This is a genomic window from Actinomadura sp. WMMB 499 (assembly GCF_008824145.1).
Taxonomy (GTDB): Bacteria; Actinomycetota; Actinomycetes; order Streptosporangiales; family Streptosporangiaceae; genus Spirillospora.
Window position 1 is genome coordinate 4,352,183 of record NZ_CP044407.1, and the last position, 26,823, is coordinate 4,379,005.

Consider the following 26,823-nt stretch of genomic DNA (forward strand, 5'->3'; position numbering starts at 1 on the left):
AGGACACCTTATAGAAAAAGGCGAACAATGCCTTTCTCTGTGGCTACCACCAAACGCCCCGTTTCTTCAAGATCCGCAGACTGAACAGGAAATCCCACATCCACCTTAATGGGATTGGCCGCCGACCGTTCGCCGACACCACAGATGATTAGCGAGCCATTTTGGCCCGTGGCCAGCAATCGGTGACCATCCGATGTATTGCAGCAGCGTAGTGACGTAATCGGCTGATCACCAAGAGAGAAAAGTGGCCAAGTTCGGCCGTCGCGAAGTTCCGTGACTTGGACGCTTCCATCGTCGCTCGCTGTTACAATTTCCGTGCCGAGCACCGTCACAGAGGTGAGCGCCCGGCTCTGCGACGTCCGGAACCGGTCGATTTCCTCGCCCGACGCGTCCCAGAGGATGACCTCGTTGGCGGTGATCCCAGCGACCAGTCGACGGCCCGCAACAGTGGTGGCCGACAGGTCGGCCAGGAAATGGCCGAAGACATCGACCTTCGGCCCTGCACCGACACCGACCTCGAAAAACGTCCATTCCTGAAGCGCGGACACGTAGAGCTCGCCCTGCCGGAGGACACAGCTGACGACCTGGCTGTCGAAACGACAAAGCTCCGAGGGGTCATCCTCTTCGTTCAGTTCGTGCAGGGTCACTCGGCCGCTCAGTTGCCCGACGACGGCGAAGGGCCGTCCGTCCAGGACCCCGGCGTCCAGCGCGGTCACCAGATCCCGGTCGTCCAGGGAAAGGCGCCACCAGCGCCCCGTGCGGAGAGTACACACCAGTGCACCACCCTCGCGAAGGGCCACCACGAGGTGGCCGCCACCATGGTTCACCACCGCCACGGATTCCGCGGGCGCGCGTTCGATCCATGAGCCCTTCCAGCGATCCGTCATGCTCGCGGCCCGGCCTGCGAGCCGGTCCCGGCCGAATGCGGCCGCCAGGAAGGACAACCGGGACACGGTGCAACCGTCGTCAACTCCGCTGCCGCGCATACGGTCACAGACCTCGCGCACCGCGCGCGCCGATTCAGTCCCCCACAAGGTGAATGCCCTTCGAAGGCGCCTGGAGTCCATCGCCAGAAGGAAACCCGGATCGTCGAGATATTCGTCGAGAACCCCGGCCCAAAATGCGTGCTCAGCAAAATTGACCCTCGTGTAGCGATCGGCCCGCCCCCAGGACGGCGTTCTGTCCATGCCGACGGGCAGCGCATCAAGCAGCGCCTCTGTGAACGCTGCATGCACGCGACCACTCTCGTGCAGCTCCGCGAGATATTGAGCGAGTTCTTCCGACTGGATCCGCCAGCCGGCGTCCTCTTCCCCCCTAGGCGACTCGGTCATGAATTCGTCGGCCTTGTCGAAAAGGCGCAGGAGGTCCTCGTGATCAGCATCGCGTCCCGTAAGGCGTCGCACCACGCCGAGCCACACCCGCCGATTGGGCATACCAGCGCCGAACGCGTACGCCAGCGGGACCAGCAGGTCGGCGGCCCACGTCGGATCGTCCGGTGCCAATCGGGCAAGCTGCTCACGGAAGATCTCGGTCACGGACGCACGCATCTCGGCCTCGACATCGTGGGAGTCGCGCGCCGCCATGTCGAGTGCGAACAGATAGGCACGCAGAAACGAGGTTCCCGCCTGTTCGGCCACCCGGTCGCAAATGTCCTCTAGCACCGCGTGACGCGCGTTGCGGTGCCGCGAATCCGTCCTGTCCGCGAGCACGCCCCAGACGAGTTCTCTGACATCGACGGCGTCGAAGTAGTCTGGGCCTTCAAGATCGATCTCGTGGGCCGACAGGCCTCGTGGGACGCTGTCACACGCCATGACCAATCGGGTGGTTGACAGCCGCGCCAGCGGGATCAGTGCGTCCTCGATCAGTTCGGCGGGTTCGGTGGCCCGATGCACGGAGTCGACGAGGATTCTTTTGGAACCGGCAACACCCTCCAGTTCCCGGAAGAAGTCGTCCGTGCCCACCTCGCTCCGAACGCCGAACTTGTCACCGATCTGCTTGAGCACGTCGTGGGCGTACTGGTCCCTGGCATCCAAGAAGAGGTCTACGCACGCCAACGGGACCAATCGCGCGAGGTCGCCCTCTCCCGAGGGGAGGGGAGCTCCCTCCGCGGCGGCGACCACCCAGCGCAGAAGGGTCGACTTTCCGGAACCGCTGGCACCGGTGACGAGGTACTGACGGTCAGGCGGCCGCTCGGCGCTGAGGTGGGCGACCATCTCGGACACCGCCTGCCTGCGTCCGCAGAAGCGCCAGCCCGTGCCGGATACAGTCTCCGACGGTCTGTCGTACTTCCGCCACATGTTGAGCGGGTTGGGAAAGATCTCGCAGACCTTGGACACCTGAGGGAAGTCGAGTGTCGGCGTCTGCCCGCTTCGCGACATGCGGACGTCAATTTCGTCACGAAGCACGGAAGGCGGGATAAAACGTTTGCCTCTCGGTATCCCCGGTTCTCGCAGGGCCGCAGCGAATGCCTCGGCGAAGACCAACTGCTCCGCGTCTTCGATACGACTGGTGGAGGTGAAGAGGTAGACGGTCGGAGCAAAGGCACGGCGACCTTCGATCTGCTGCAGCAGCCCCCCGTACGCGCCGCCCGCCTCCGCGGAAACGCACGCGTCCAAGATAACCGCTGCTGCTCTGACGTCGGTGTCGTACACGGCCGCCAGCAGCGCATGCGCGGAAATGAAGGTGGACTCGTCGCTCCTGGAGCCGTTCTTGACTGCAAGACAGAATTCCGTATCGAAACGGAGAAAACCATGCCCTGAGTAGTACAGGACTAAAAAGTCCGCAGCAGGAATATCGGCCTGCGGGTCGGCGGCGGTGGCCGCCCTGACGGCATCCTTCAGTTCATCGGCCGTCGGATCGAGCCCGATACCGTCGTAGGCGTCCATGCCGCATGCCTCGACGAGGGCACCTCGAACGAGCGAGATCTCCTCCGGCACATGGCGGAGGTCCTTCCAGTCTACGTACGTCTGCGTTCCCGCGACGACACAGACGCGACGTTCCGCGATCGCGGACCTATCCTCGGCCGACCGCATCGGCGATCTCTCTGGCGACTTCTGCCGTCGTCAGGTACTGCAGCACCGAATGGGCAGCGAATCGGCCGTTGCTCACCGGCTTGTCCTCGATGGCTTCACCGTATACAGGTCCCAGTTCCTTGACCAGGGCCACGGGGTCCTCTTTTGCCGCGACGTTGACCCATCTGCGCACGTGCGGCCACTGTGCACCGTCCACGCCGACAGGTGGGCGCAGCCGGGAAGATATAGTTCGGAGCCCGAGTGGGGAGCCCACGGTGATGAGCGTGTCGATCTCCCATTCAGGGTGTGCGCACAGCGCCTCGTAGGCCACCACGCTCCCCAGCGAGTGGGCGAGTACCACTCTAGTTCGGTCGGTCACATGCCCGGCAAACCGCTCCTGAACCTGTTCATGCAAATTCTCATCGGTCAAGTACCGATGCATTTGCTTGATCATCCAGATAACGGCCTTCGCTGGAACATCCCCTAGCAGCCGGCTGCGTTCCAGTCGGCGCAGCAGTGCCTGGGCAGCGCCCTTGCCGCCCTCGGAACCAGGATCGGCGGCCATAGCGAACGCGTTCAGCAGCTCGATCTCGACATCCGCCCGTATGTCCGTCGAACCGTAGTTCGGGACATCGTCGAAGCCCTCGAGCCCCTCCTCCTCACCGCCGCCTTTGGCGGCCAGCGACCGGAAGCAGTTGCCATAGTAAACTGCCCGTATCACGGTCGCCTCCAGAGGGGGCAAATTCGTATCTATCATTCCGGTACGAAGCGCGTCGTACCAGTTCGCATGCATCCGTTCCCGGTGTCGTTTTCGGTATCCGATACCGTGACAAAAGAGGACCTGGCTCATCGAAAGACCCCTCTCGTTCGTCACCCCTCGAAGACTGGGTCGCCGAACCACCCCAAACACTCTAGGCAAGGATGTCATGAGAGTGAGCGCGCCCCTTTCGCGCTGTCCGCATCAGGACATGTGCAACGCCTGACTCCCCAGCGGCTCCCGGTCCGCACTGCCCGCATCTCTTTCTCCACCACAGCGCCGATCGGTTCTCCAGCATTAGCCTCGATCTTCCGTGAGGCGAGGTCAGCCGTGGTACCCGACTGTCGCGTCGGGTGGGCGGGGTTCCACTGGCCCGGGCCTTCTCCTTCCTGAGTGTTGACGGGACGGTTCGTGCCGGTCAGGGCGCCGGGAGCACCTGCAGACGCCCCATCGCGGCGGCAGTCAAGAAGACGCGCAGGCGCAGCCGCTTGGGCTCCCAGCAGCGGGCCGGGTGATCCTTGAAGGCGAGCATCTGGGCCCAGGTGGTCAGGTCGGCGACTAGCACGACCACCTCCAGCCAGAGCTGGTTGGCGGCGAAGTCGTGCAGAGGCAGGTTACGCACGCCGGTGTCCTTGGCGCACCGGATGCGGTCCTCGCAGCGGGCCCGGTGGCGGTGGCGCAGCTCCTGGTCGGCGAACTGCCCGCGGTGGGTGCCGGTGACGAAGCAGGTGATGCGGTGTCGGTCGCTGTCGAAGGACCGCAAACGGGCGCCGGGATTGGGCGCGTTCGCGGCGGACGATGACCCACATTCCCTTCGCCCACCCGAAAGGTCGCCCATGCCGGTCAGCTCGGCCACCACGCGCCCGGCCGCGACTGCCAGTCGGCATCGTAGGTGCACTGCCACACGTTCTCGGGCAGTGCGAGGATCGCGTCGCAGATATCGTCGGCCAGGGTGAACCCAATCGAGTACTTCAGCCGCCGGCGGGCGACCCAGTCGACGAAATCGTGGGTGCCGCCTTTCGAATCGGTGCGGATCTTACCCGCTGCGCCTGGCACGCCCGCACCCGCGCGCTGTTCGCGCGGGCTGCTAGCCAACCATCAAGCGTGACCGTTGCATTGAATTTCACGACGACAGTTCGCCTATCGATCAATGCCGCTTCAGGTTAAAAGGATTGCGACAGCGGCCTGGGTTGCATGCCACTGGAGAGTAAAGTCCTTCTGGAGGTCCACCTCGTCGTACTGTTCCTTGCCGAGCAGGCCAATCACAGGGACCCATTCGCCGCCACCGGTAGTATAATCTTCCCAAGAAGAGCCGATGACGACTTCAGAATGCACGGCATGGTTACGCCGGTCAATGGCCTCTTCAATGAGACAGAGCTCATATTCCCAGAAAGCCTCATCGTCGCCACTCAAGAGCCTGCGAATGTCTTTAGTTAGTCGACGAGCCGTACTTTTCTCTATATTAAGGTTCGATTCCAAGCATTTGACGATCTCTCTAAGAACTGATTCTGTCTCTGTCCCCTGAGCCATCACGAGGCCACGAAGCCGATGCATTTCAGCAGCGACGTGATCCTGCGCCGGAGGCTGGTCCATATAGTCGTATGTGCGCGACGCGCCCTCACGTTCTATTTGTTCCTGAAGTAGCGTTCGCCAGGACACGACTGCCGGGTTCCGCTCAAAGCCATACTTTCCGCTCATCTAGTCAAGTATCAGGGAGCCGGTGCAGGTTTGCATCTGGATATGTCATCAGGCGAGCGGGGGCGCACACTCGTACACGAGACCCGCACCGGGCTCCAGCGGCAGCCCAGCAAGCCGGGCTGCCCGGCACAGGGGCAACTTGATCTCGACCGTGGGCGGCCTGGAGACGACAGAGACCCGTCTTGGCGAATACGGTGAGTACGCGCATGACGGGTGGCCACCTTGGGCGACCTTGGCGGTTGGTGAGCACAGGGTGCGCACGAACTATAATGGATCATGGGCAACGAGGCGGCATTGTGCGAGCTGCTGGCCTGCGGAAACATGGATTTACGGGGACCATGAATTACCCTATATCACACCTTAAAAGGAACTGCTAATGCGGTTTGGGTTCACGCCCATCCGGGGTTCAAATCCCCGATCCTCCGCCGCTTGACCAGGGGCTTCGTCGAAAGCGAGATTTTCGGCGAAGCTCCTGTCGCGTTCGAGATGTCCGTTTTCCTCGCGTGGTGTGCACGGGGCTTCGGGAGAGCGACCTCCTCACCGGTCGATGACCGGCTGCTGGTTCGCTCGGCTCGGTTACCCTGCGTGCTCGCCGCGCCTGTTGCGGCGGTCCGCGAACGAGATCACGTTGGCGGCAGCGGGTGTCCCCGCCTGCGGTCGGCGGTGAACGACCGCCGCCACCGCCTCCTTGGACACCTCCGGAAGCACCGAGGTGTAGGTGTCGGCAGTGAACGAAGGGCGCGCGTGCCCGAGCGTCTCGCTGATCACCTTCATGTTGACGTTGCCCAGCAGGGCCAGCGTCGCGGCGCCGTGCCGCAGATCGTGGAAGCGGATCGGCGGCAGCGGATCACCCGCGATCGCCGCCTGAACGGTGCGATCGGAGAGCCGGTGGCAACGGCGATCAGGTTGGCAGTCCTCGACCGAATGCCTGTGCCGAACGAGTCCGTACTTCTTGATGAGGTCCTCGAACCGCGTGGAGATCCACTGAGGACGCGGCCGGGCTCCGTCCTCGCGGGTGAAGACCCGCCCGGAGTCCACCCGCACCTCGGGGCCGACGCGAGTCTCGCGTTCCTGGCGGGCTCGCCAGTCCAGGAGTACCGCCATGGTCGCCTCGTCGAGCGCCACGGTGCGCTCGCCCGCCTCGGACTTGGTGTCGTCGTACTCGTCGCCGGGGTCCTCGGTACCCGGGCTCGTCTCGCGGACGGTCAGCTGTGCCCTGCAGGTCGGTGTCGGCCCAAGCCAGGTCCGCGACCTCGGCACGACGCAGCCCGCGGAAAGCGACCGGGGGGAGAGGGCGTACGACCGTTCTTCCGCGATGAAGTCGAGGAACGATCCCGTCTGGGCGGGTGTCCAGACCATCACCGGTCCCGGCCCCCTGCCACCGCTCGACACGCTCGGCCGTCCAGACGAGCGGCTTCATCCTCCGTCCCTGATGCGTGGTGGTTGCATTTGCTCGATCGGGTTCTCCCGCAGGCGTTTGGACTTCACCACCCAGTTCAGAGCGGACAGCAGAACCGCGTGGACCTTCTTCACCCGCGTCGGCGAGATGGGCTCGGTCTGTTTCCGACGCGGACGCTCTCCGGGCTTGGGCGGCCGCGTCGAGTACGCGCGCACTTCGAGGAGACGCCGAAGCAGCTCGCTGGGTTTCTCTGCGTGGGGAAGCGGAGGGTTGATCTGCAGGATGGCCTCGTACAGGCCGATCACATGCTTGTCCCTCAGGTCGACCAGCCTGAGGTGCCCGAGCCCGGGCGCCAGATAGAGCTGGACGATCTCCGCGTAGTTCGCGAAGGTCGAGCCGGACAGGCTCTCCTTCTTGGCTGGGAGCCAGACCTTCTCCAGGTAGGCGCCTGTCTTCAGCCGTCCATGGATTTCGGCTTGGCCGTGAGTGCCTGCTGGGCGGCTTTCTTGGTCTTGAACGGGCCGACGGTCGGCTGTCTTCGTCGGCTGCTCCGTCCCGCAGGTGCGTCATGGCGCGCCGACCATGCGCCGTGGTCCCGGACCCAGTTCCCGCCGTCACCTTCTGGCGTTCCGCCCCCTCTCACGCCGGAGAGTCCCTCGCGGCCGCCTTCCAGGATCTTCACCGCCTCCATGGCCTTCGCCGTGGGTCGCGCGGCGACGCTGGGCTTCGGCCCGGACCGGACTCGCACCCGGCTGGAGTACCGACCATGCGGTCTTTCCGATGTCTGGATCATCGGGAGGGCCGCTGGTTCCGCGTGGGGGCCGATGGGGGGCCGACGCGGTGGGGAACCACTGCCGCGGCCGCCTCCGCGGCGTCCTTGAACACCTCGGCCCGACGAGCGCGTACGGAGCGATGAGGGGGAGCGTGCCCAAGGTGAAGGGGACGTCGGGGATGCCCGGGGCGGGCAGGAAGAAGGGCAGGGCGCCCTTGTCGCCGACGGTGATGACGATCGGCACCAGGGGGCGGGGACGGCCTTGGTGATGCGGGGTCACCGACCCCGTTCGGGCAAGACGCGCGAGTCGATCGGGCCGCCACGTCATCATGAGGCCCGCCCGGTCGGCACAGGCGGCAGCACTGCCGGGGCGCCGTGTGCCGGCCTATGGCCCGGCCGGTGACATAGGGGTCACCCCGAGGCGACATGAAGCCCGCAGCATGGCGAAGGTCGCGCAGTAGATCATTCGCTACTTTCTAAACATATAGTGAATCGACCTGAGGAGACGCCATGCACCATGCCTCAGCGGTGTCCGCGTGGGACTACGCGGGAGCCGTGCTCCTCCTGCTGTGGACGATGGCCATGTGGGCGGCCGTGGCAGTGCTCGCCTACGCCGGGCGGCGGTCCGTCCAGCCGTGGATGTTCCGCGCGGCCGCCGCGGTCATCGGCCTGGGCGTCCTCGGTCAGCTGGGGCACGTCCAGGAGCACATCGCCCAGACCGGGTACTGGGTGCTCAACCCCAACTCCCAGGCGTGGATGACCCCCTGGGGCACCGGGCTCGCAAACGGGTTCGGCCAGGTCGACGCCTCCAAACCGACGCTGGGCATGGAGATCCTCCACTTCGCCGGAAACCTCATCTTCCTGGCCGGCATCGTCGGCGTCATGCTGATCACCCGGCGCGCGCTGGCGACCCGGGCACGCAGATGGGCGAAGATGGGGACGTGGATGCAGGGCATCCACGGGATCGAGCACGCCGTGCTGACCCTGTCGGTGGCGCTCGGCGCGAAGCAGGCCATCGGCATGTCCACCTGGTTCGGTCTCCTCGACCCGGGGCCCGGCCTGTGGACCTACCGGATCTGGTGGCACATGCTCGCCAACCTCATCGGCACGGTCGTCTTCGCCATCGCGGTGTACCACCTGTGGCGCGAACGCGACCAGATCGAGGCGAGCCATCGGGCGTCCGGGGAGGATGCCCCGGGCGCCCTCGCGCCGCCGGCACGGCACCGGCCCGTGAACGGGCGGGACCGGACGGCCGCGCCCGCACCGGTGGCCGTCCGAGACGTCCGGGAGTAGCGCATACCCGAACGCGCGGCGGGCAGGTTCCGGCGGCATGCCGGAACCTGCCCGCCTTTCGCGTGCGCGCCGTTCCGTCCATTCCGTACGCGCCGGACGAGGCCGACGGCCGAGCACGATGCTCCGATCTCCCGGTTCCGTTCCACATAACGTTCCATTTCACAATCATCGCCACCCTGGCGGTGATTGCGTAATTCTCAATTCTGGGTTCTCATCAAGGAGGTTCACCAACGCACCCGGCGGACGACACAGAAAGGGCAACACCGTGGCCGAGGTCCAGCATGCCAAAGCAGTTCCCGAAGCACCTTCTCCGCCCACGTTTCCGGCACGGCGCGGGCTCGCCGTACTCGGCGGCGTACTGGCCGGATTCGTCCTCACCGTGATCTGGTCCGCGGAATTCGTCGATCGCGTGATCGGTGCGAACACGACGAACGCGCTGCTGGGGCACGAGGCCGAGGGGGCGCCGATCGGCGGGCTCCTCTCCGGGGCCGCGTTCGCCTTCGCGTCGGGTCTCGGGGGGACGTTCACCGCCTGCAACATCGCGGCCATCGGGGCGGCCGCCCCCATGGCGGGGCAGGGCGGCGCCGGGCGGCGCCTCCGTGCGGCCGTCAGGCCGCTGCTGTGGCTGGCGGCCGGGGCCGCCGCCGTCTCGGCCGCGTACGGCGTCGTGGTGGCGGTCGCCGGAACGCGGATGCCGCAGTACTCGACCGCCGCCCACACCAGCGGCCTCTCGCCGCGCAGCATCCAGTCGATGATCGTGTTCGGTGTCATCGGGCTGGTGCTGACCTATCTGGGGCTGGCCGCGCTGGGGCTGGTCAAGGACCCGTTCAGCCGGTTCCCGAACGGACGCATGCTGGTGATGGGCGGGCTGATCGGCGGCTTCCTGATCGGGCGCCCGTACGGCCTCTACCGGCAGCTGTTCCGTGACGTCGCCGACGAGGGCAACGTGCTCTACGGGGCCGGGACCTTCGCGCTGCAGTCCCTCGGCAACATCGTCATCTTCGGCGCGGTCTTCCTGGTGCTGGCGGTGGCCGCCGGCGGGTCCCTCGGCCGCCGGCTCGCGGCGAAACCAGGACGGATCGCACTTATCACCGGCGTCATGCTCATCGCCGCCGGGGTTTTCACCTTCCTCTACTGGGACGTTCGCCTGCTGGCTCGCCGCGACCTGATCTGGTTCCCCGTGGCGCCCTGGGCGTGACGGGATTCGCCGAAACAACGGCCCGTCCGGCACCCTTCACGGGACGCCGGACGGGCCGTGCACGAAATGTCGACCGGGACAGCCGCCCGGTGCCGGTCGAACAATTTACTATGAGGTCGCCGAGATAGGCCGGACGCACCCGCATCACAGTTTCGCCGCGATCGGTGACGTGTCCCGGAAATGTCATCCCGTCCGGCGGGTCATGGACGGCGACCGCCTGCGTGGACGGGGGACTTCGGCACGCCGTTCGCCCCGTAGGGGAGCAGCGCCCGCACCAGTTCCTCCGGGACGGGCTCCGGGAAGAGCTCGCCGCCCGAGCGCGCCATGCAGGCGACGGTCTGCTCGCCGCGCGCGACCAGCAGCGCCGGTCCCCGCCCGATGCGGTAGTAGGCGAAGCCCATGCCGATCCGGTTGTCCGTCAAGTCCGTGAGGGTCATGCGCACCCCCACCGTGTCCAGCGCGAACAGTTCGGCGAAGTAGTCGCAGGAGCACGCCACGGTGACCAGCGCGAGGTCGTCGTGCAGCCGCTCGACCACGCCGGGCGCCTCGTCGGCGAGGAACATCTCCCGGCAGGCGCCCTGCCAGGCGAGGTAGGTGGCGAAGTAGACGTTGCCGACGACGTTCGTGTCCGCGAACGTCACCCGGTGCGTGAATTCGTAGTAAGGGGTCATGCGCGCCGTCCTTCCGCCGGAACGCCGTCCGCCGCGATCGCGACGGCGACCGGGCCCGGCCTTCCCTCGACGGCCAGCAGGACGGACACGATCCGGTGCCCGCCGCGCGTCCGGAGCGCCGCCCAGCCGTCCTCGTACACTCCCTGCACGGCGAGCTGCGTCCGCGGGTCGTGTCCCGCCTTCCGCAGGCACGCCTCGACGGTCCGCATGCGGGCGCGGACGCGCGCCGGGGACTCGCCCGTCAGCCTGCGCAGCCGGTCCGCCTGGGCCCGCCGTCCGGCGTCGCCGAACCCGTCCCCACCGTGCTCCGCCTCCTCGCACCCGTTCTCACCGCACTCGACCTCGCCCATCACGACGGCGCCGCCGGACACGGACGGCACGAGGCCCTCCATGGTCAGCCGCACGCCGGGCAGCAGGCCCGCGAGACCGCGTTCGAGGTGGACGCCGACGACCGCGGCGGGCAGCCCGCGCTCGGCGTGCAGCGGGCCGACGTCGTGCAGCCGCAGCCCGGTCCAGCTCAGCACGGGCCGTCCGGCGGCGTCCGCGAGCAGGACGTCGTACACGTACTCCGCGCCGTCGTGCGACCTCTCGGCGGCGTCCAGGGTCAGCTCACCCGAGCCGTCACCGTGCACGGTGAAGCGGGCGCATCCCACGGGCAGCAGCCGCCGGTTCGGGACGCAGGCCTGCAGCACGTGCACGGCGGCGTCGTTGCGCGCCGGATCGCCCAGCGACCACGGTCCCGCCTCCCCGGCTTCGAGGAGCGCCGTGCAGCCGGTGGCCGACAGGCGTTCGAAGCGCACGAGCCGCCGAAAGCGCGGACCGTGGAAGAACAGCGGGCCGTACAGTGAGCGGCCGTCGTGCGGACCGGGGACGCCGTCGACGCGCCGGACGGCCGGCGGTGCGGCCGGGCCGGTGACGGTGCCGGAGAAGTGGTCGACGGCGAAGTCGGTCTCGTCGCTGCGCAGCACGACCGCCACGTCGCCGTCCGGCCGGGCCAGCGCGCACGCCCGCACGGTGCGGGCCCCGTCCTCCGGGATGATGATCGGGCGTTCGAAGGCGCCGCCGGCCACGGCCGTGGCCGGCCGCCCCGTCAGCGCGGACGCGGCCCGCGCCATCACCTCCAGCGCGCTCACCGCGGGCAGGACCGCGAGCCCGTCGATGCGGTGGTCGTCGAACTCGGGGGCGTCGCGCAGGCTCAGTTCGGTCTCGGCGACGAGTTCGACGCCCGGCGTGTGCGTCCGGACCCGCCGGAAGGATCCGTCCCCGGTCCCGGCGTCCGTGGTGTGCAGTGCGGGCAGCCTGCCGGTGGCCAGGACGGTCGCCGCCGTGCCGGACTCGGCGATCCGCGCGGCCAGGCGGGTGCCGACCTCGACGGGCATCGGCGTGACGCCGCCGGCGGCCAGCCCGTCCAGGACGTCCAGGCGTTCGCCCATCCCGGCGCCGGACCACGCCGTCCAGTCGATGTTGCGGACGCGGCATCCGGGCAGTTCGGGCGCCAGCACCCGCGCGAGTTCGCGCAGGCGCCCGTTGGCGAGGGCGTAGTGCGCCTCCCCCGGCAGCCCGAACCGGCCGATCACCGAGCCGTAGGTGACGAGGAGCCGCAGGCCGGACGGGTCGAGGGCGCCGAGGAGCGTCCGCAGCCCGTGGTGCTTGGGCGCGGCATGGGCGGCGAAGTCCCGGGCGCTCAGCTCGGCGAACCGCGCGGGCCGGTTGATCGCGCTGCCGTGCACGACGCCGCGCACGGGGCCGAGTGCGCCGGTGATGCGGGTGATCGCGGCGCGCACCGCGGCCGGATCGGCGACGTCCGCGGCCTCGTAGCGGACCACGGTCCCGCCGGCCTCCAGGCGGTCCAGTCCGGCGCGCAGGTCCGCGTCGTGGGCGGGATCGGCGCGGCCGAGGAGGGCGAGCCGCACGCCCCAGCGGTCGCCGAGGGCGGCGGCGGTCTCCAGGCCGATGCCCCGGCCGCCGCCCGTCACCAGCAGCACGTCACCGGGGGCCAGCGGGGGCTCCCCGGACGCGAGCCGGACGGGACGGTGGACGGGTTCGGCCGTCTCTCCGCCCGCGCCGACCAGCAGCTCGGTGTGGCCGCGGTGGGGTGTCGCGAGCGCGTCCGCGACCGTGCGGGCCGCCGCCCCGGTCGCCGCGTCGACCCCGATCCAGCGCAGATCCCGGTCGGGATGCTCCTGGGCGAGGCCGCCGACGAGACCGGACGCGGTGACGCCGAGGTCCACCACCGTCAGCGGAGCGCTCGCGGCGAGGGCGTCCGACGCCGCCTCCAGCAGCGCGTCGATCGCCGCGTCGCCGGGGTCTTCGGGAAGGAACACCGCGTGCGCGGGCGGCGCGCCGGCGACGGTGTGGAGCAGGGGTTCGGCGAGGGCGCGGAGGGGCCCCCGGCCTCCGATCTGCCAATGGCGGGGGTCGCGTTCGCCGGGGAGCCGTACCGGGCGGCGCTCCTCGGCGAGGACGCGGAACCACTCCTCCACTCCCGGGGGCGGGCCGCCGGTGCGGCCGCCGGAACGGTCGGCCGCGGGCAGTTCCGCGACCGCCGCGGCGAGGTCGGCGACGGAGGCGGACGCCAGCGGCGGCGGCGCGGCCGGGACGGCGCGCCCGCACCGCTCGGCGGCCCGGACGGCCAGTTGCATCACCCGCAGCGAGTTGAGGTGCAGGTCGCTGAGCAGCCCGTCGTCGTCGCCGATCATCTCGGCGGGCAGTTCGAGGGCGTCTGCGACCAGGTCGCGGACCGCGTCCAGGGGGCCGGTGCCGGTGGCCGCGGTCGCGCCGGTCTCCCGCTCGCCCGCCGGGGCCGCTCCGTCCGGGACGGTCGCGTCCCGGACCACCGCGTCCCGCGCACCCCCGTCCGAGCCGGCCCCGTTCGGGACCGCCCCGTCCGAGCGGGTCTCGCCGGGCGGGGCCGCGGCTCCGCCGGCCTCTTGGGGGCCGGGGGGACCCGCCGGCACGCGCGGGGCGCTCTCGCAGGGGTTGGCGAGGAAGGCCGGCGCGCGGTCGATGACGAACGGGCGGTGGAACCGCTCGGCGAAGAACGCCTTCGGGTCCCCGACCGCGCCCGCCGCGAACAGCGCGCCGGTCGCCCGCGCCACCGGCTCGGCCGAAGCCGAGCCCGCGTCCAGCGTCACCACGGGTACGTCGGTGATCTCCTGGGCCAGGGTGCTGAGGGAGTGCCCGGGGCCGCACTCGACCAGGAGGTCGCAGCCGGTCGCCAGCGCCGCCAGCGCGGCGCGGAACCGGACCGGCTCGGTGACCTGCCGGACGAGCAGTTCGCGCAGGTCGTCGTCCGGGGTGAGGACGCCTCCGGTGACCGTGGAGTGCACCGGCCGCCGCGGGCGGTCCAGCGGCACGCCGCGCAGCAGGCGCGCGAGCGGCGGGCGCGCCGCGGCGACCGCGGCGGTGTGGAAGGCGTGGCCGACGTCCAGCCGCCGGGCGGTGACGCCGGCATGCCCGGCCCGGTCCAGCACCGCGTCCAGATCGGCGACCGGGCCGGCGACGACCTGCACGGCGCCGTTGTCGGCCGCCACCGCGAGCCGGGTTCCCGCGATGAGCTCGGCGACCGCCGGCGGCGGGGCGGCGAGCGAGACCATGCCCATGCCCGGCTCCCCGGTGTCGGCCATGGCGCGGCCGCGCGCCGCGGCCAGCCGGGCGCCGTCCTCCTCGGGGAGCGCGCCCGCCCAGCACAGGGCGGTGATCTCGCCGAGGCTGTGGCCGACCGCGCCGACCGCGCCGACGCCGATCCGGGCGAGCCAGCGCAGCCCGGCCAGGGACGCCCGGACGATCGCGGGCTGCGCCACGGCGGTGTCCACGGGGTCGCCGCCGGCGCCGGCGAAGCGGTCCGTCACGTCCGGCAGCAGCGCGCCGAGGGCTCCGGCGTCCGTGCGGACCGGGGCGCCCTGCCCGGGGAACAGGAGACCGACCCTGCCCGGCGCGCCCCGCCCCAGGTAGACGCCCGGGACGGCGGCCGGCGGCGGGTGCTCCGACCGTTCCAGGAGCTGCGCGGCCCGGCGCGCCCGCCGCGCCAGCGTCCGGGGGTCGCCGGCGACGACGGCGGCGCGGAACGGCGGCGCCGCGTGCGCGGCGGACTCGGCGAGGGCCGCGGCCAGGTCGATGTGCTCGGCCAGCGAGATGCCGTCCGCGCGGTCCGCCACCCGCCGCAGCGACGCGGCGAGGTCGGCGGCGGTCTCCGCCGCGAAGGCGAACACCTCGGCGTCCAGCGGGCGGCGGGCCAGCCGCCGCTCGGTGAGCGTGAACGCGCCGCGCCGCGGGGGCGCGGCGCCCTCCAGCACGATGTGGGTGTTGATGCCGCCGAACCCCATGGCGCTCACCGCGGCCCGCAGCGGGGCCCGCGGCCAGGGGGTCGCCTCCGGGACGGTCCGCAGCGGCGCCCCGGGGCGGCGCAGCAACTCGTGTTCCCGGGTGCAGCCGACGGTCGGCGGGATCACCTGGTGGTGCAGCGCGAGCGTGGCCTTGATCAGCCCCGCGGCACCTGCCGCCGCCTTGGTGTGCCCGATGTTCGCCTTCACGGACCCGATCGCCGCGGGCGGTAGCGTGCGGCGGCCGCCCTGCGCCTCGCTCAGCGCGCGCAGCTCGGCGTGGTCGCCGATCTCGGTGCCGGTTCCGTGCCCCTCGAACAGCGGCACGGTCTCGGGTCCGAAGCCGGCGCGGGCGTAGGCGCGGCGCATGGCCAGCGCCTGCCCGTCGCTCTCCGGCCGGGTCAGGCCGCCGCGCCCGTCGGACGAAACGCCCCAGCCGCGGATGATGGCCAGCGGGGTCCGCCCGTCGTCCAGCGCGTCGCCGAGGCGCATCAGCGCGACCATGCCGCAGCCCTCCCCCGGCAGGAAGCCGGTGGGCCGCGCGTCGTAGACCCGCATCTCCGTCGCGGCCAGCGCGCCCACCCGGGCGAAGCCGACCAGCTCGAACGGGTCGAGGCTCAGGTCCACTCCCCCGGCCAGCGCCAGGTCCAGGTCGCCGTCCGCGAGCGCCGTGCACGCCGTGGTGACCGCCAGCAGCGACGACGCGCAGGCGCCGTCGACGGTATAGCCGCCGCCGCGGAGATCGAAGTGGTTGCACACCCGGCCCGCGATGGCGTTGGCCAGCCCGCCGACCAGGCTCTCGTCCGTCGGCTCGGGGAACGGCTCCTTGAACCCGTCCGCCAGGCGCGCCATCAGGGCGTCCCGCTCGGCCGGGGGCAGGGCCGTCCCGGCCAGCGCGGACTCCACCACGCGCCGTACGTACGGCCACCGCAGCCGCAGCAGCGACGCCCGGCTGAACTCGCCGGCGAGCGTGTTGCCCAGCACCACGCCCGCGCGGTCCCCGTCCAGCCCGCGCCCGCCGGGGAACCCGGCGTCGTCCAGCGTGTCCGCGGCGACCTCCAGCGCGAGCCAGTGGGTCGGGTCGGTGACCCGGTACGTGGATCCGGGCACGCGGTGGCGGGCGCGGTCGAACGTCCAGTCCTCCAGGACGGCGGCGAACCGCGCGTACGTCGAGTCCGGGCCGTCGCCAGCGTAGTCGTCCACGTTCAGCCGCTCGGGCGGGAGCGGCCGGAACGCGCGCCGGCCCGCCAGGACCATCTCCCACAGCCGCTGCGGGCCGGCGGCGTCGGGGTACCGGCAGCCGATCCCGACGACGGCGATCGCGGCGGCGTCCACGGCGCTCACCGGGCCTCGTCGGGCGTCGCGAGCGTCGCGCCGGGCAGCACCGCCTGCCGCGGCGCCGCGGCGCCGGCGCGGGGCGCGGTGCGCTCGGCAGCGCGCCGGCGCAGCGACAGCAGCCCCAGTCCGGCCCCCCGCAGCGCGCACACGATGACCAGGGCGAAGAACAGCCCGTAGACGATGTGGAAGGTGACGAGCAGGCCGTACACCACCGCCGTCGCCGCGCCGAAGCACACCTGGTTGCGGGGCCGGACCGGCGTCGTCCCCGGGTCGGTGATCATGTAGTTGGTGAACAGGACGAACGCCACGCCGGTCATCGCCAGCAGCGCGCTGACCGTGGAGGTGCCGTCGATCAGGGTGCGCACGACCGCCTGGGCGGCGAACGCGCCCACCCACCCGAGGATCAGCGGCATCTTCTTGGTGAGCATGGCGTTGAGCATGGTCCCCGAGGCCAGGATCAGCGCGGGGATGACCCAGTCCAGGGGTCCGCTCACCCATTCGGTGAACTGGTAGGGCGGCGCGATCCCGACCCAGGGGAACAGCACCAGGATGACCGCGATGCCCAGGTTGGACGGGTTCATCACATGCCGCACCTTGCCGCCGACCCGCACCCGGATCAGGTACTTGGACGTGATGCCGATGATCACGGAGAAGACGACGGGGCCGAGGCGGCTGTTGGCGTAGAGCAGCATCGCGCACGCCAGCGCGGTGATGTGCGCGGGCAGCAGGAACTCCACCATCGTCCGGGGCCCGCCGGCGAACTTGCGCGGGCGGCGGTTCGCCCACGCGTCCAGGGCCTCCAGCCCCAGCTCCAGCGTGTAGGCCACGGCCAGCGCGGCGAGCGGGGTGACGTACGCCTGCTCGAAGCCCAGCACGGTGTGGCCCAGGATCGTGAACGCCGTGATGGAGATCGCGAACCGGCGCAGGGCGATGACGCGGGGGTCCTTGGCGGGCCGCGCGGGCGGCTCCGCCGTGGTCGTCTGAGGGGTCGCTGAACTCACCGGATCATCTCCCGGATCGAACCGTCGGGGTTGAGCACGAGCGTGTGCCAGCCGGGGGCGGTGCGGATCCGCCCGGTGTGGCGCTTCCCGCAGGCGTCCCGCCAGGTGAGGGTGACCGGCACCGCCGTGGTGCCGCGGTCGAGGCCGAACAGCAGCTCCGGCGCCGACACCCCGGCGTGCCCGTTGGCGGGGTACACCTGGCCGATCCGCAGGCCGCCGGTACCGGCGTGCAGTTCGGCGGACGCCCCGATCGCGGGCGTGGTCGCGCCGTCCGCCCGCGGGTCCGGACGGGACGTGCCCGCGGGGCAGCCGCCCGCCGGGCGGACCAGCCGCAGCCCGAGGTGCGGCGGGCGCGCCGTCCGCGTGTTGCGGTACAGGAACGACCGGCCCCACTGGTTGCCGGTGGCGAAGTCGAGCCGGCCGTCGTGGTCGATGTCGGCGAGGCCGATGCCCCGGGTCACGCTGGTGTCGGCCACGCCGACGCGCGCGGAGACGTCGACGAATCGGTCGCCGGATCCGCGCACGAAGAACGGGTTGTGGTTGCCGCCGGAGATGTCGTCCTCCCCCGGCTGGAAGTCCGGCCACGCGCCGGGGTTCGCGAGCAGGTCGTCGTTGGTCATGGCCAGCTCCTGGAGCTGCGCCCAGCGGTCGGTCCCGCCCTTGATGAAGCCGGTCGCCTGCACGACCTGGGTGCGGCCGTCCCCGGCGAAGTCGCCCGTCTTGATGTCCCAGCCCCAGCCGGACCGGGACAGGCCGAGCGGCTCGCTGTGGTCGTCGTAGCGGGCGGTGCCGCCGTCGAAGACCCGCCGGCTCTGGCTGAGCCAGGCGAAGTTGCTCTCCAGCAGCCCGTACGTCTCGGTGATGTTGCTGACCACCATGTCGGGGACGTTGTCGAGGTTCAGGTCGGGGAACGCCACGCCCATCCCCTTGAACGAGTCCCTGCCCAGCACCTTGGACTTCGGGGTGGTGAACTTCCGGGTGCCCTCCACCAGCCGGAACCTCACCCGGCCCGGCGTGGACGCGTTGGCCAGCAGCCGGTCGGGACCGAAGTCGTTGGCGAAGTACAGTTCCGGCAGCCCGTCGCCGTCGAGGTCCTGCGCCCCGGCCGCCAGCGTCCAGCCCCCGGCCGTCCGCTCGGAGAACGCGCCCCGCGCCTCGGCGAACGAGGCGGCGGGGCGCTCGCCGCCCCGTCCCGACCGCCACAGCAGCACCCGGTTCACGCCCGCGTTGTAGGCGGCGGACATGGAGCGTTGCATGACCAGCTCGTCCTGGCGGGCGGCGGGGTCGAGCACCCTGGCGTCGTCGGGAAAGTAGTTGCCCACGACGACGTCGACGTGCCCGTCGCCGTCCACGTCCGCCAGCGAGACGGCGTTGGTGTTCCACACCTGATAGGGCTCGACCATCTCCCTGGGGGCGAACGCGGCGGCGGAACCGAGCGGCTCCGGGGTCCGCAGGAACAGCACCGGCGACCGGCCCCAGTAGTAGACCAGCACGTCCGTGCGGCCGTCCTCGTTGTAGTCGCCCGGCGTGCAGCCCATCGGCGCCATGGTCCGGTCGAAGGGCAGTCCGCCCGGCGCGAGCCGGGTGAGCGGCATGCGCCGCCCCGTGCCCGGCGCCGGCCGCAGGGTCACCGAGTCGTCGCGCGGATCGACCAGGCAGACGTCGTCGGAGCGTCCGTTGCCGTCGATGTCGGCCAGCGCGACCGCCGCGCCCACCGAGGAGATCCAGTGCCGGATGTGCTCGTAGGCGGGGGCGACGGTCCGCTCGCCGCGCGGCGTGCCGGTGCCGTTGAGCGCCGTCCGCTCGAACGCGAACGGCGCCGCGAGCCGTGCCGCCTCGGCGTCGTCGGCGTCCGGCAGCGTCGCCAGTTCCCATCCGGCGACGAGCAGCACGATCGAGCAGACCTGCACCAGCCGCGCCCGCAGTCCACCGATCATGCCCGCACCCCTCCGGTCTCGTTCTGCCAGGCGCGCCGCACCCCGGCCCGCCACTGCTGGTAGGCGGCGACGCCACCGCCCCGCGCGGACGCCACGGCCAGCGCCGTGTCGGTCCACTCCGCCGCGGTGTCCGCCGTCGTTCCGCACAGTTCGGCCACGGCCGCCCCGACCCGGCCGGGGACCTCGCCCGACAGCACGTGCGCCTTGGCCGCGAACGCCGCGCCCTGGGCGAGATGGCCCCGATGGACCCCGGACGCCTCGCCGAGCCGGGCCAGCACGGGACGCGGCTGGACGCCCGTGTAGGCCGCGGCGAGCCCCACGCCGGCCCACAGGTCCGCGCGCCGGTCCCCGGGGAACCGGCCGATGATCTGCTCGATCCGCTCCGGGTCGGCGCAGGCGTGGAACCACAGCGCCCGTCCCGCCCCCTGGTCGCGGACGGGACGCACCTCCCCGCGCGCCGCGCGTTCGACGCGGCGCTCGCGGTACACCGGGCCGGGGCGGAAGTAGGCGTTGTGGAAGCCCCAGCCGTCCCAGGCGAGCCACCGGGGCAGCCCGCCGGCATCCTTGCCCGACGGCCGCGGGCGGAGCCGGAGCCGGGCGTACGCCCAGCCGGCGCCGACGTGGATCAGGTGCGGGTAGCCGCGGCCCGGTCCGGTGCGCAGGTCGTCCAGGCGGCGGCCGCGCGAGCACGTGACCAGGTCGAGGAGCGTCCGGCTCATCGCGGCGCCCTCATAGGCGAAGCCGCGCAGCTCCTGCGGCATCCGGCACAGGTCGAGCGGGCCCTCGCGCTCGGCGAGCGCCGCGTTGTACCCCGCGGCGAAGGCGCCCACCACTCCCTCCAGCCGCGCCCGGATCTCCGTGTCGCCGCGCGCGTGGCCGTATTTGTCGAGCGAGATGCGCTCTTCGTCGAGCATGAGCAGACGTGGCAGGCGGGAGTTCGGTACGCCGGTCGGAAAATTGCTATGCATGTTCTCCACCTGAGGTTAGGACCAGCTACCAACTAATTGTTATTAAAGCCGCATGTCAAGATGGAAGAATTTCGCATGTCCGCATGCGGTCAACTCTTTTCATCGACCCGCGGAGCGGTGTCAACATCCACTCTGCCCTGCATCCAGGGACTCAAAATGCAACATCTTCGCAGGTCAACCTCATAAATAACCATCCAGGTATAGTTAGTAGGAAAATTATTCCAACACGACCACAATCGCCATCATTCGAGATCAACTTCGAATGGCCACCCTGGATTCATCGGCCAGTTATCGATGATTCAGGGCAGGGCATGCGGGCGCACGACGACCGAGCGCCCGCGCGGTCAGGCGGTGTTCACTTCACGGTCAATCCGGCGCGGCGGCCGGCCTCAGCAGCCCTTCCAACGCGTACGGAGCGGCTTCCAGCTGGAAATCCAAGGCGGGGTGATTTCTGCGTACTGCGCCCTCCAGTGTCAGCAGGCAGGTCATCGGGATGACGAATCGGGGATCGGCGAACAGCCGGTGCCGGCGCTGCAGGTCGAACAGCCGCACGCAGAAGCCGGCCAGGTCGAAGTCGCCCGCGGCGCGGCCGCCGGCCTCGACGACCAGCCCGCGGACCCGGCGGCGGAACCCCGCGAGGTCGGTCCCGCCCGCCTCGGCACGGACGGTCGACACCAGGACCTCGGCGCAGGCGTCGCCGTCCCCGCGGATCATGCCGGCGAAGAACTCGGTGAACGCGCGGCGGCTGCGCTCGTCCAGCGCGCACACCAGGCCCGCGTCCAGCAGCGCGACGGAGCCGTCCCGCCGGAAATAGACGTTGCCCTGGTGCAGGTCGAGATGAGCGAGCCCCTCCACGAACAGCATCCGGTACACCGCGCGCACCAGCAGCGCGGTCTGCTCCCGCCGGACGGACGGCGGCAGCGTCTCGGCGCACGACCGGTCCAGCCCGTCGACGAAGTCCATCGTGATCACACCGTCCCCGCACAGACCGGGGACGGTGTCGGGCACGACCACGCCGGGCAGGTCGGCGAGGGCGCGGCGCAGCCGCCGCAGCCCGGCCGCCTCCGCGCGCAGGTCCGCCTGCCGGACCAGCAGAACGCCCAGCTCGTCGACGATCCCCGGCAGCGGCACCCGCCGGAACGGCGGCAGGTACGCGGCCGTCCGGGCCAGCCACCGCAGGATCGCCAGATCGATCGCGATGGCGGCGGCGGCCCCGGGCCGGCGCACCTTGACGGCCACGCCGCGTCCGTCCACCTCGGCGCGGTACACGCAGGCGATCGCCCCGCCGGCCACCGGAGCGGCCGCGAGCGCCGCGGCGATGCCGTCCGGGACCGTGCCCAGGGCGGAGCGCACCACCGTCGCCGCCGCGGACGGCGGCATCGGCGCGACGTCGTCCTGCAGCCTGCCGAGCGCGGCGGCCGCCGCGTCCCCCACCAGGTCGGGACGGGTCCCCAGCAGCTGTCCCGCCTTGAGGAACCCGCCGCCGAGCCGCTCCAGCAGCCGCGCGACATCGGCCGCCGACCGTCCGGCGCCGCACCGCCCGCGCAGCACGCGGGCGCCCGCGCCGCTCGCCAGGACCGGCCCGCCGGTGGCGGCGACCCGCACGGCCCGCGCGGCCACGGCGCGCCGGAACATCCCTCCGGGCATCTCAGCGTCCTCCGCCGCGCCCGGCGGAAGCCGACGCGCCACCGGCCGGGCCGGCGCGATGGCGCGGATGCCGGCCGAGGTCCTCCAGAAGGCGCTCCGGGCCCGCGTCCACGTGCGCGGGATCGACGGGGAAGGGCGCGCCGACCCGGCGGAACTCGGTCCATCCGCCCCCGGCCCCGCAGGCCCGCACCAGCCGGGGCAGCCCGACCGCGTCCGGGCCGCCCGGCTCCAGGACCTCCCAGCGGTGCGCGGGCTCGCCGAGACGGTCGACGGCGCGCGCGACGACCGTCCCGGTGCCGGGATCGACCGCCTCGGTGACGGTCAGCCCGGGGGTGGCCGCCGGGCCGAGGTGGCAGTACGCCTCGGCGCCGGACCACCGGCTCCAGGACAGGTCGCTCGGTCTCTCCTCCGGCACCGGGGCCAGGCTGGGGTGACGCCAGGCCATCAGGTCCAGGTAGCCGATCTCGGTGAGCGGCAGGCATCCGAAGACGTGCCGCTCGGCCAGCACCAGCGAGCTCCGCATGGTGGGCACGAAGGTGCGCACCTCGCACCGGCCCCGCGGCCGGTCCTCGGCGATCCGCACGTGCGTGCCCGCCAGCGTCCCGGGCTCGGTGACGAACAGCCACGTGTCGGCCGTGCCGTCGCCGAACCGGCGGACGATCGCGTAGCGCATGGGCCGCCGTCCGAAGGACGCCTCGACGGCGAACCCGAAGCAGGTCAGGGAGCCTGCGCTGAGGTTCGCCGACCGCCGGGCCGCCGTGGGTCGGAAGGTCCCTGGCACCTGGCTCGCCTCCTCGCCTCCCGCGGCTGCGGGGCCGCGCGGGATGGTCTACGGTCCACCGACAGACCAATCAACATGCCCCGACCACCCTCGTCAAGGTTCGCGAGTGAAATGCCTGATCATCACTATGATCCCCAAATGGGGGTTTTGGTGAGATGCTCACGAGGGCCGCAAGCGTCGGAGGGGCGGCCGCAGGCGAACGGGCGCGAGCAAGCGGACGAAAGGGCGCGAGCAAGCGGGCAAGCGGGCAAGCGGGCGTCTTCGGGCGCCCGGAGCGCGCGTACGTGCGGGAGGGGGCCCGGGCCCGCCGGTCAGCCGACGAGGCCGAGGAGTCGCGAGCAGCGCAGGACCGCGTCCTCGCCGCCCTCCATGATCAGGCGGCGGGTGAGGGTGGCTTCCAGGGGGTTCAGCCTGCCCGAGCCGATCTCGACGAAGGTCACCGCGTCGGTGGTGACGACCAGCGCCGGTTCGGTGTCGGGGGTCCCGTGCCGGACCTTGACCTCACCGTCCTGGACGTCGACGTGGAAGGTGTCGTCGTCCACGTGGAACTCGTACACCTCGTCAGGGCCCGCGGCCGCCGGGTCCACCATCGCCTCGACGGCGAGCACGCCCCACCGGGGCCGGACCACGTCTTCGGCGCGGGGCGCGCCGAGCAGCCCGAGCCCCCACCGCGCCAGGGCCAGCACCGTCTCGCGGAGGCCCTCGCCCTGCTCGGTCAGCTCGTAGGTCTTGACCTTGGAGCCGGGGAGGGTGCGCTGGCGGACCAGGCCGGTCTCCATCAGGAACTTCAGCCGCTCGGCCAGCAGGTTCGTACCGATGCCGGGGAGGTTCCCCTGCAGTTCGTTGTAGCGGCACGAACCGGTGAGGAGCTCACGGATGATCAGCAGCGTCCAGCGCTCGCCGATCACGTCGAGCGCGCCCGCGAGCCCGCAGTACTGACCGTAGTTGCGCCGCTGCTGTGCCATCCCAGGCCCCCTTCCTGCTTTACTAGTATATACCGACGGTAAGACCGTTAGGGCCCTCAGGTAAGCGAAGCCTGTTCGATCACTTGATAAAGCTATAACTTCTTCGGAAGGCGAGCCCAGGCGCGAGACGGCGGAGGTGTCCGATGCCGACGACGGGCGGCCCCGTGGACCCGGAGTTCCTCGGCCTCCCGCTGCGCGCCGCGGCCGACGCCGCGCTCGACCGGGCCGCCGCGCTGGGTGCCGGGACCGCCGCGGTCCGCGTCGAGCGGGTGCGGCAGAGCGGGGCGCTGCTGCGCGACGGAGCCCCCGCCGGGGACCACGACACCACGCACACGGCGCTGGCCGTCACGGTGACCGCGGGCGGCGCACGGGGCTTCGCGGCCGCCGCCGGGCGTCCGGCGCCCGAGTCGGCGGCGGCCATCGCCGAACGCGCCGTGGAGGTCGCCCGCGCCCTCGGCGGCGACGGGCGTACGGTCCCCCGCCGGCTGCCGAACCCGTGCACCGGGACGCGACATGGGTTTCCCCGCACCGGATCGATCCCTTCGACGTGCCTCCGGCGGACCGTACGGCCGCCCTGGTCGAGTGGAGCGGGCGGCTGCTGGCCGCGCCCGAGGTAGGGCACGTCCTCGCCAAGCTGCGCTGCACCCGGGAGTCGAAGTTCTACGCCGACCTGGCGGGCACGGTGACGGTGCAGCAGCGGGTCCGGATCCACCCGATGCTGCACGCGCTCGGCGTCCATCCGCGCACGGGCGCCGGCGCCGCGCTGCGCACGCTCGGACCGCCCACCGGCCGCGGCCTGGAGTACCTGGACGGCGAGGGCTGGGACTGGGACGCCGAGATCGCCGGGCTGCCGGAACTGCTGGGCGCGAAGCTGGCCGCCCCCGCCGTCCGGCCGGGCCGCTACGACCTGGTCATCGACCCGTCGAACCTGTGGCTGACGCTGCACGAGACCGTCGGGCACGCCACCGAGCTGGACCGCGCGCTGGGCCACGAGGCGGCCTACGCGGGCACCACCTTCGCCACGCCCGACCTGCTGGGCTCGCTGCGGTACGGGTCGGAGGCGATGAACGTCACCGCGGACCGGACGGCCGAGCACGGGCTGGCCACCGTCGGCTTCGACGACGAGGGCGTGGCGGCGCAGGAATGGGACCTGGTGACCGGCGGTGTCCTCACCGGGTTCCAGACCGACCGCGGCACCGCCCCGCTCGTCGGTGCCGGACGCTCGACCGGCTGCGCGTACGCCGAGTCGGGGCTGCACGCGCCGTTGCAGCGGATGCCGAACGTCTCGCTGCGTCCCGCGCCCGGCGGCCCGTCCACCGAGGAGCTGATCGGCGGGGTGGCCGACGGCCTCTACATCGTGGGCTCGGGGAGCTGGTCGATCGACGACCGCCGCCGCGGGTTCCAGTTCACCGCCCAGCGCTGCCACCGGATCCGCGGTGGCCGGCTGGCCGGGCAGGTGAACGACGTCGCCTACCAGGGCGACACCATCGGGTTCTGGACGTCGCTGCGCGCGGTCGGCGGTCCGGCGGACCACCGCGTGTTCGGTGCCGACCTGTGCGGCAAGGGGCAGCCGGTCCAGACGGCGGCCGCCAGCCACGGCTCCCCCGCCGCCGTGTTCGAGGGGGTGCGCGTCACCGCCGCCTCCCGGGAGGCGGGCCTGTGAGCACCGCACCGCAGGACGTCGCCGAGCGGGCCCTGGCGGTCGGCGGCCCGGACGAGCTCGTGGTGATCGTCGACGAGGCCGACACCGCGTACCTGCGCTGGGCCGGGAACGCCGTGACGGCGGCCGGGCACGTGCGGGACACCCGCGTCACGGTGGTGGCGACCGCCGGGGGCCGGGACGGGACGGCGGCGGGCGTGGTGGCGCGGCACGGCGAGCCCGCCGCGGCGGTGCGCGGCATGGTCGAGGCGGCCGAGCGGGCCGCCCGCGCCGCCCCCGCGGCGCCCGACGCCGCTCCCCTGCCCGCCGGTGCGCCCTCCCCCGGCTGGACGGCCCCGCCGGAGCGGCTGCCCGGCGAGGTCCTCGGCTCGCTCGCCGGCGGGCTGCGGGAGGCGGTGGGGCGGGCGCGCGCCGAGCACCGCCTGCTCTACGGGTTCGCCCGGCGCGAGCTGCGTTCGACGTACGTGGCGACGAGCTCGGGGCTCCGCCTGCGGCACGTCCAGCCGGCGGGCCTGACCGACCTCGCGGGCCGTGACGCGGACGGCGGGACGGCGTGGACCGGCGCGACGGCGTGCGGGGAGTCGTGCGGGGAGTCGTGCGGGGACGCGGCCTCCCCGGGACCGGCCGATCTGGACCTGCGGCTGCGGGACCGGCTCCGCTGGGGGCGCCGCCGGGTGCGGGTCCCGCCCGGCCGCCACGAGGTGCTGCTGTCGCCGTCCTGCGTCGCGGACCTCATGGGGCATCTGTACGCGGCGGCGGGCGCGCAGGACGCGCTGGACGGCCGGTCGCCCTTCGGCCGCGCCGGCGGCGGGTCCCGGCTCGGCGAGCGGCTCACCGACCAGCCGCTGACGCTGCGCGGGGATCCGCTGCTGCCCGGGTTCGAGTGCGCGCCGTTCGTGGTGGCCCGTTCGTCCGGCGAGGGCGTGTCGGTGTTCGACAACGGGCTGCCGCTGGAAGCCACGGAGTGGATCAGGGACGGGACGCTCACCGCGCTGGTGCAGACGCGGCGGTCCGCGGCGCTGACCGGCGCGCCCGTCACGCCCCGGATCGACAACCTGCGGCTGGAGGGCGGGCCCGGCGCGCGTTCCCTGGCGGAGATGGTGGCGGGGACGCGGCGCGGCCTGCTCGTCACCTCCCTGTGGTACCTGCGCCCGGTCGATCCGCGTTCCCTGCTGCTCACCGGGCTGACCCGCGACGGGGTCTACCTGGTGGAGGACGGCGAGATCGTCGGGGCCGCGCCCGACTTCCGGTTCAACGAGAGCCCGGTGGCGCTGCTGGAGCGGGTCACCGAGATCGGCCGGACGGTTCCCGCCCTGCCGCGGGAGTGGGACGAGGGGCCGCCGCGCGCCGCGATGCCGCCGCTGCGCGTCGACGGCTTCGCCCTGTCGGCGCCGCGCCGCTGACG

At 71.8% G+C, this 26,823-nt stretch carries 19 protein-coding genes and 1 pseudogene; 5 read left to right on the forward strand and 15 right to left on the reverse strand.

Annotated elements, in window-relative coordinates; translation table 11 throughout:
* Positions 1-8 precede the first annotated feature (8 nt).
* From F7P10_RS19110 to F7P10_RS42465, 7 genes and pseudogenes are all read right to left on the reverse strand, one after another.
* Complete coding sequence (locus F7P10_RS19110; protein WP_254716698.1) at positions 9-2,936, reverse strand: caspase family protein; 2,928 nt, start codon at positions 2,934-2,936, stop codon at positions 9-11.
* Between the two features lie 76 nt (positions 2,937-3,012).
* A complete protein-coding gene (locus F7P10_RS19115; protein WP_151010661.1) occupies positions 3,013-3,861 on the reverse strand; it encodes a hypothetical protein in 849 nt (282 codons plus the stop codon).
* Positions 3,862-4,234: 373 nt separating this feature from the next.
* Positions 4,235-4,803: pseudogene (locus F7P10_RS44485) on the reverse strand (transposase); the annotation flags it as partial.
* Positions 4,804-4,926: 123 nt separating this feature from the next.
* The gene (locus tag F7P10_RS19130) at positions 4,927-5,466 is read right to left on the reverse strand and encodes a hypothetical protein (protein WP_151010667.1); all 540 of its coding nucleotides are present in this window, start codon (positions 5,464-5,466) and stop codon (positions 4,927-4,929) included.
* 576 nt (positions 5,467-6,042) lie between these two features.
* Positions 6,043-6,858, reverse strand: a complete 816-nt coding sequence (locus F7P10_RS19135; RefSeq protein WP_151010669.1) for a tyrosine-type recombinase/integrase — start codon at positions 6,856-6,858, stop codon at positions 6,043-6,045.
* Positions 6,859-6,882: 24 nt separating this feature from the next.
* A complete protein-coding gene (locus F7P10_RS19140; protein WP_151010671.1) occupies positions 6,883-7,170 on the reverse strand; it encodes a hypothetical protein in 288 nt (95 codons plus the stop codon).
* A gap of 149 nt (positions 7,171-7,319) precedes the next feature.
* Entirely contained in the window at positions 7,320-7,547 is a 228-nt protein-coding gene (locus tag F7P10_RS42465) for a hypothetical protein (protein WP_176611555.1), read from the reverse strand.
* A gap of 600 nt (positions 7,548-8,147) precedes the next feature.
* On the opposite strand from F7P10_RS42465, the gene F7P10_RS19150 reads away from it, so the two are divergent.
* A complete protein-coding gene (locus F7P10_RS19150) occupies positions 8,148-8,930 on the forward strand; it encodes a DUF6008 family protein (RefSeq protein WP_218040576.1) in 783 nt (260 codons plus the stop codon).
* Positions 8,931-9,339: 409 nt separating this feature from the next.
* On the forward strand, positions 9,340-10,128 hold the full coding sequence (locus F7P10_RS19155) for a hypothetical protein (protein WP_254716699.1): 789 nt from the start codon (positions 9,340-9,342) through the stop codon (positions 10,126-10,128).
* A 200-nt stretch (positions 10,129-10,328) separates the two neighbouring features.
* Here the strand turns inward: F7P10_RS19155 and F7P10_RS19160 are convergent, their stop codons facing one another.
* From F7P10_RS19160 to F7P10_RS19195, 8 genes are all read right to left on the reverse strand, one after another.
* Positions 10,329-10,799 carry a thioesterase family protein gene (locus F7P10_RS19160; RefSeq protein ID WP_151010676.1) on the reverse strand — a complete coding sequence of 157 codons (471 nt, stop codon included), beginning with the start codon at positions 10,797-10,799 and terminating at the stop codon, positions 10,329-10,331.
* The gene (locus F7P10_RS19165) at positions 10,796-16,465 is read right to left on the reverse strand and encodes a type I polyketide synthase (RefSeq protein WP_176611556.1); all 5,670 of its coding nucleotides are present in this window, start codon (positions 16,463-16,465) and stop codon (positions 10,796-10,798) included. Before F7P10_RS19165 ends, F7P10_RS19160 begins: the two co-directional genes overlap by 4 nt.
* Positions 16,462-17,460 carry an enediyne biosynthesis protein UnbU gene (locus tag F7P10_RS19170; RefSeq protein WP_176611557.1) on the reverse strand — a complete coding sequence of 333 codons (999 nt, stop codon included), beginning with the start codon at positions 17,458-17,460 and terminating at the stop codon, positions 16,462-16,464. Before F7P10_RS19170 ends, F7P10_RS19165 begins: the two co-directional genes overlap by 4 nt.
* Positions 17,457-19,397: a CRTAC1 family protein gene (locus F7P10_RS19175; protein ID WP_151010680.1), complete on the reverse strand. Its 1,941-nt coding sequence runs from the start codon at positions 19,395-19,397 to the stop codon at positions 17,457-17,459. The genes F7P10_RS19170 and F7P10_RS19175 overlap by 4 nt, the downstream gene beginning before the upstream one ends.
* Positions 19,394-20,311 (reverse strand): DUF1702 family protein, encoded by a 918-nt coding sequence (locus tag F7P10_RS19180; protein WP_176611558.1) that lies wholly within the window; start codon positions 20,309-20,311, stop codon positions 19,394-19,396. The genes F7P10_RS19175 and F7P10_RS19180 overlap by 4 nt, the downstream gene beginning before the upstream one ends.
* Before the next feature lie 420 nt (positions 20,312-20,731).
* Positions 20,732-22,012 (reverse strand): AarF/ABC1/UbiB kinase family protein, encoded by a 1,281-nt coding sequence (locus tag F7P10_RS19185; protein WP_151010684.1) that lies wholly within the window; start codon positions 22,010-22,012, stop codon positions 20,732-20,734.
* 1 nt (position 22,013) lies between these two features.
* Positions 22,014-22,793: a hypothetical protein gene (locus F7P10_RS19190; RefSeq protein ID WP_151010685.1), complete on the reverse strand. Its 780-nt coding sequence runs from the start codon at positions 22,791-22,793 to the stop codon at positions 22,014-22,016.
* A gap of 311 nt (positions 22,794-23,104) precedes the next feature.
* Positions 23,105-23,758, reverse strand: a complete 654-nt coding sequence (locus F7P10_RS19195; RefSeq protein ID WP_151010687.1) for a winged helix-turn-helix transcriptional regulator — start codon at positions 23,756-23,758, stop codon at positions 23,105-23,107.
* 143 nt (positions 23,759-23,901) lie between these two features.
* Between F7P10_RS19195 and F7P10_RS45470 the strand changes: the two genes are divergently transcribed.
* From F7P10_RS45470 to F7P10_RS19205, 3 genes are read left to right on the forward strand one after another with little or no spacing between them, the layout of a single operon-like run.
* Complete coding sequence (locus F7P10_RS45470; RefSeq protein ID WP_368077478.1) at positions 23,902-24,375, forward strand: hypothetical protein; 474 nt, start codon at positions 23,902-23,904, stop codon at positions 24,373-24,375.
* Positions 24,306-25,421, forward strand: coding sequence for a TldD/PmbA family protein (locus tag F7P10_RS19200; protein WP_368077479.1), 1,116 nt, complete (start codon positions 24,306-24,308; stop codon positions 25,419-25,421). The genes F7P10_RS45470 and F7P10_RS19200 overlap by 70 nt, the downstream gene beginning before the upstream one ends.
* The gene (locus F7P10_RS19205) at positions 25,418-26,821 is read left to right on the forward strand and encodes a metallopeptidase TldD-related protein (protein WP_151010690.1); all 1,404 of its coding nucleotides are present in this window, start codon (positions 25,418-25,420) and stop codon (positions 26,819-26,821) included. Before F7P10_RS19200 ends, F7P10_RS19205 begins: the two co-directional genes overlap by 4 nt.
* The last annotated feature ends 2 nt before the right edge of the window (positions 26,822-26,823 follow it).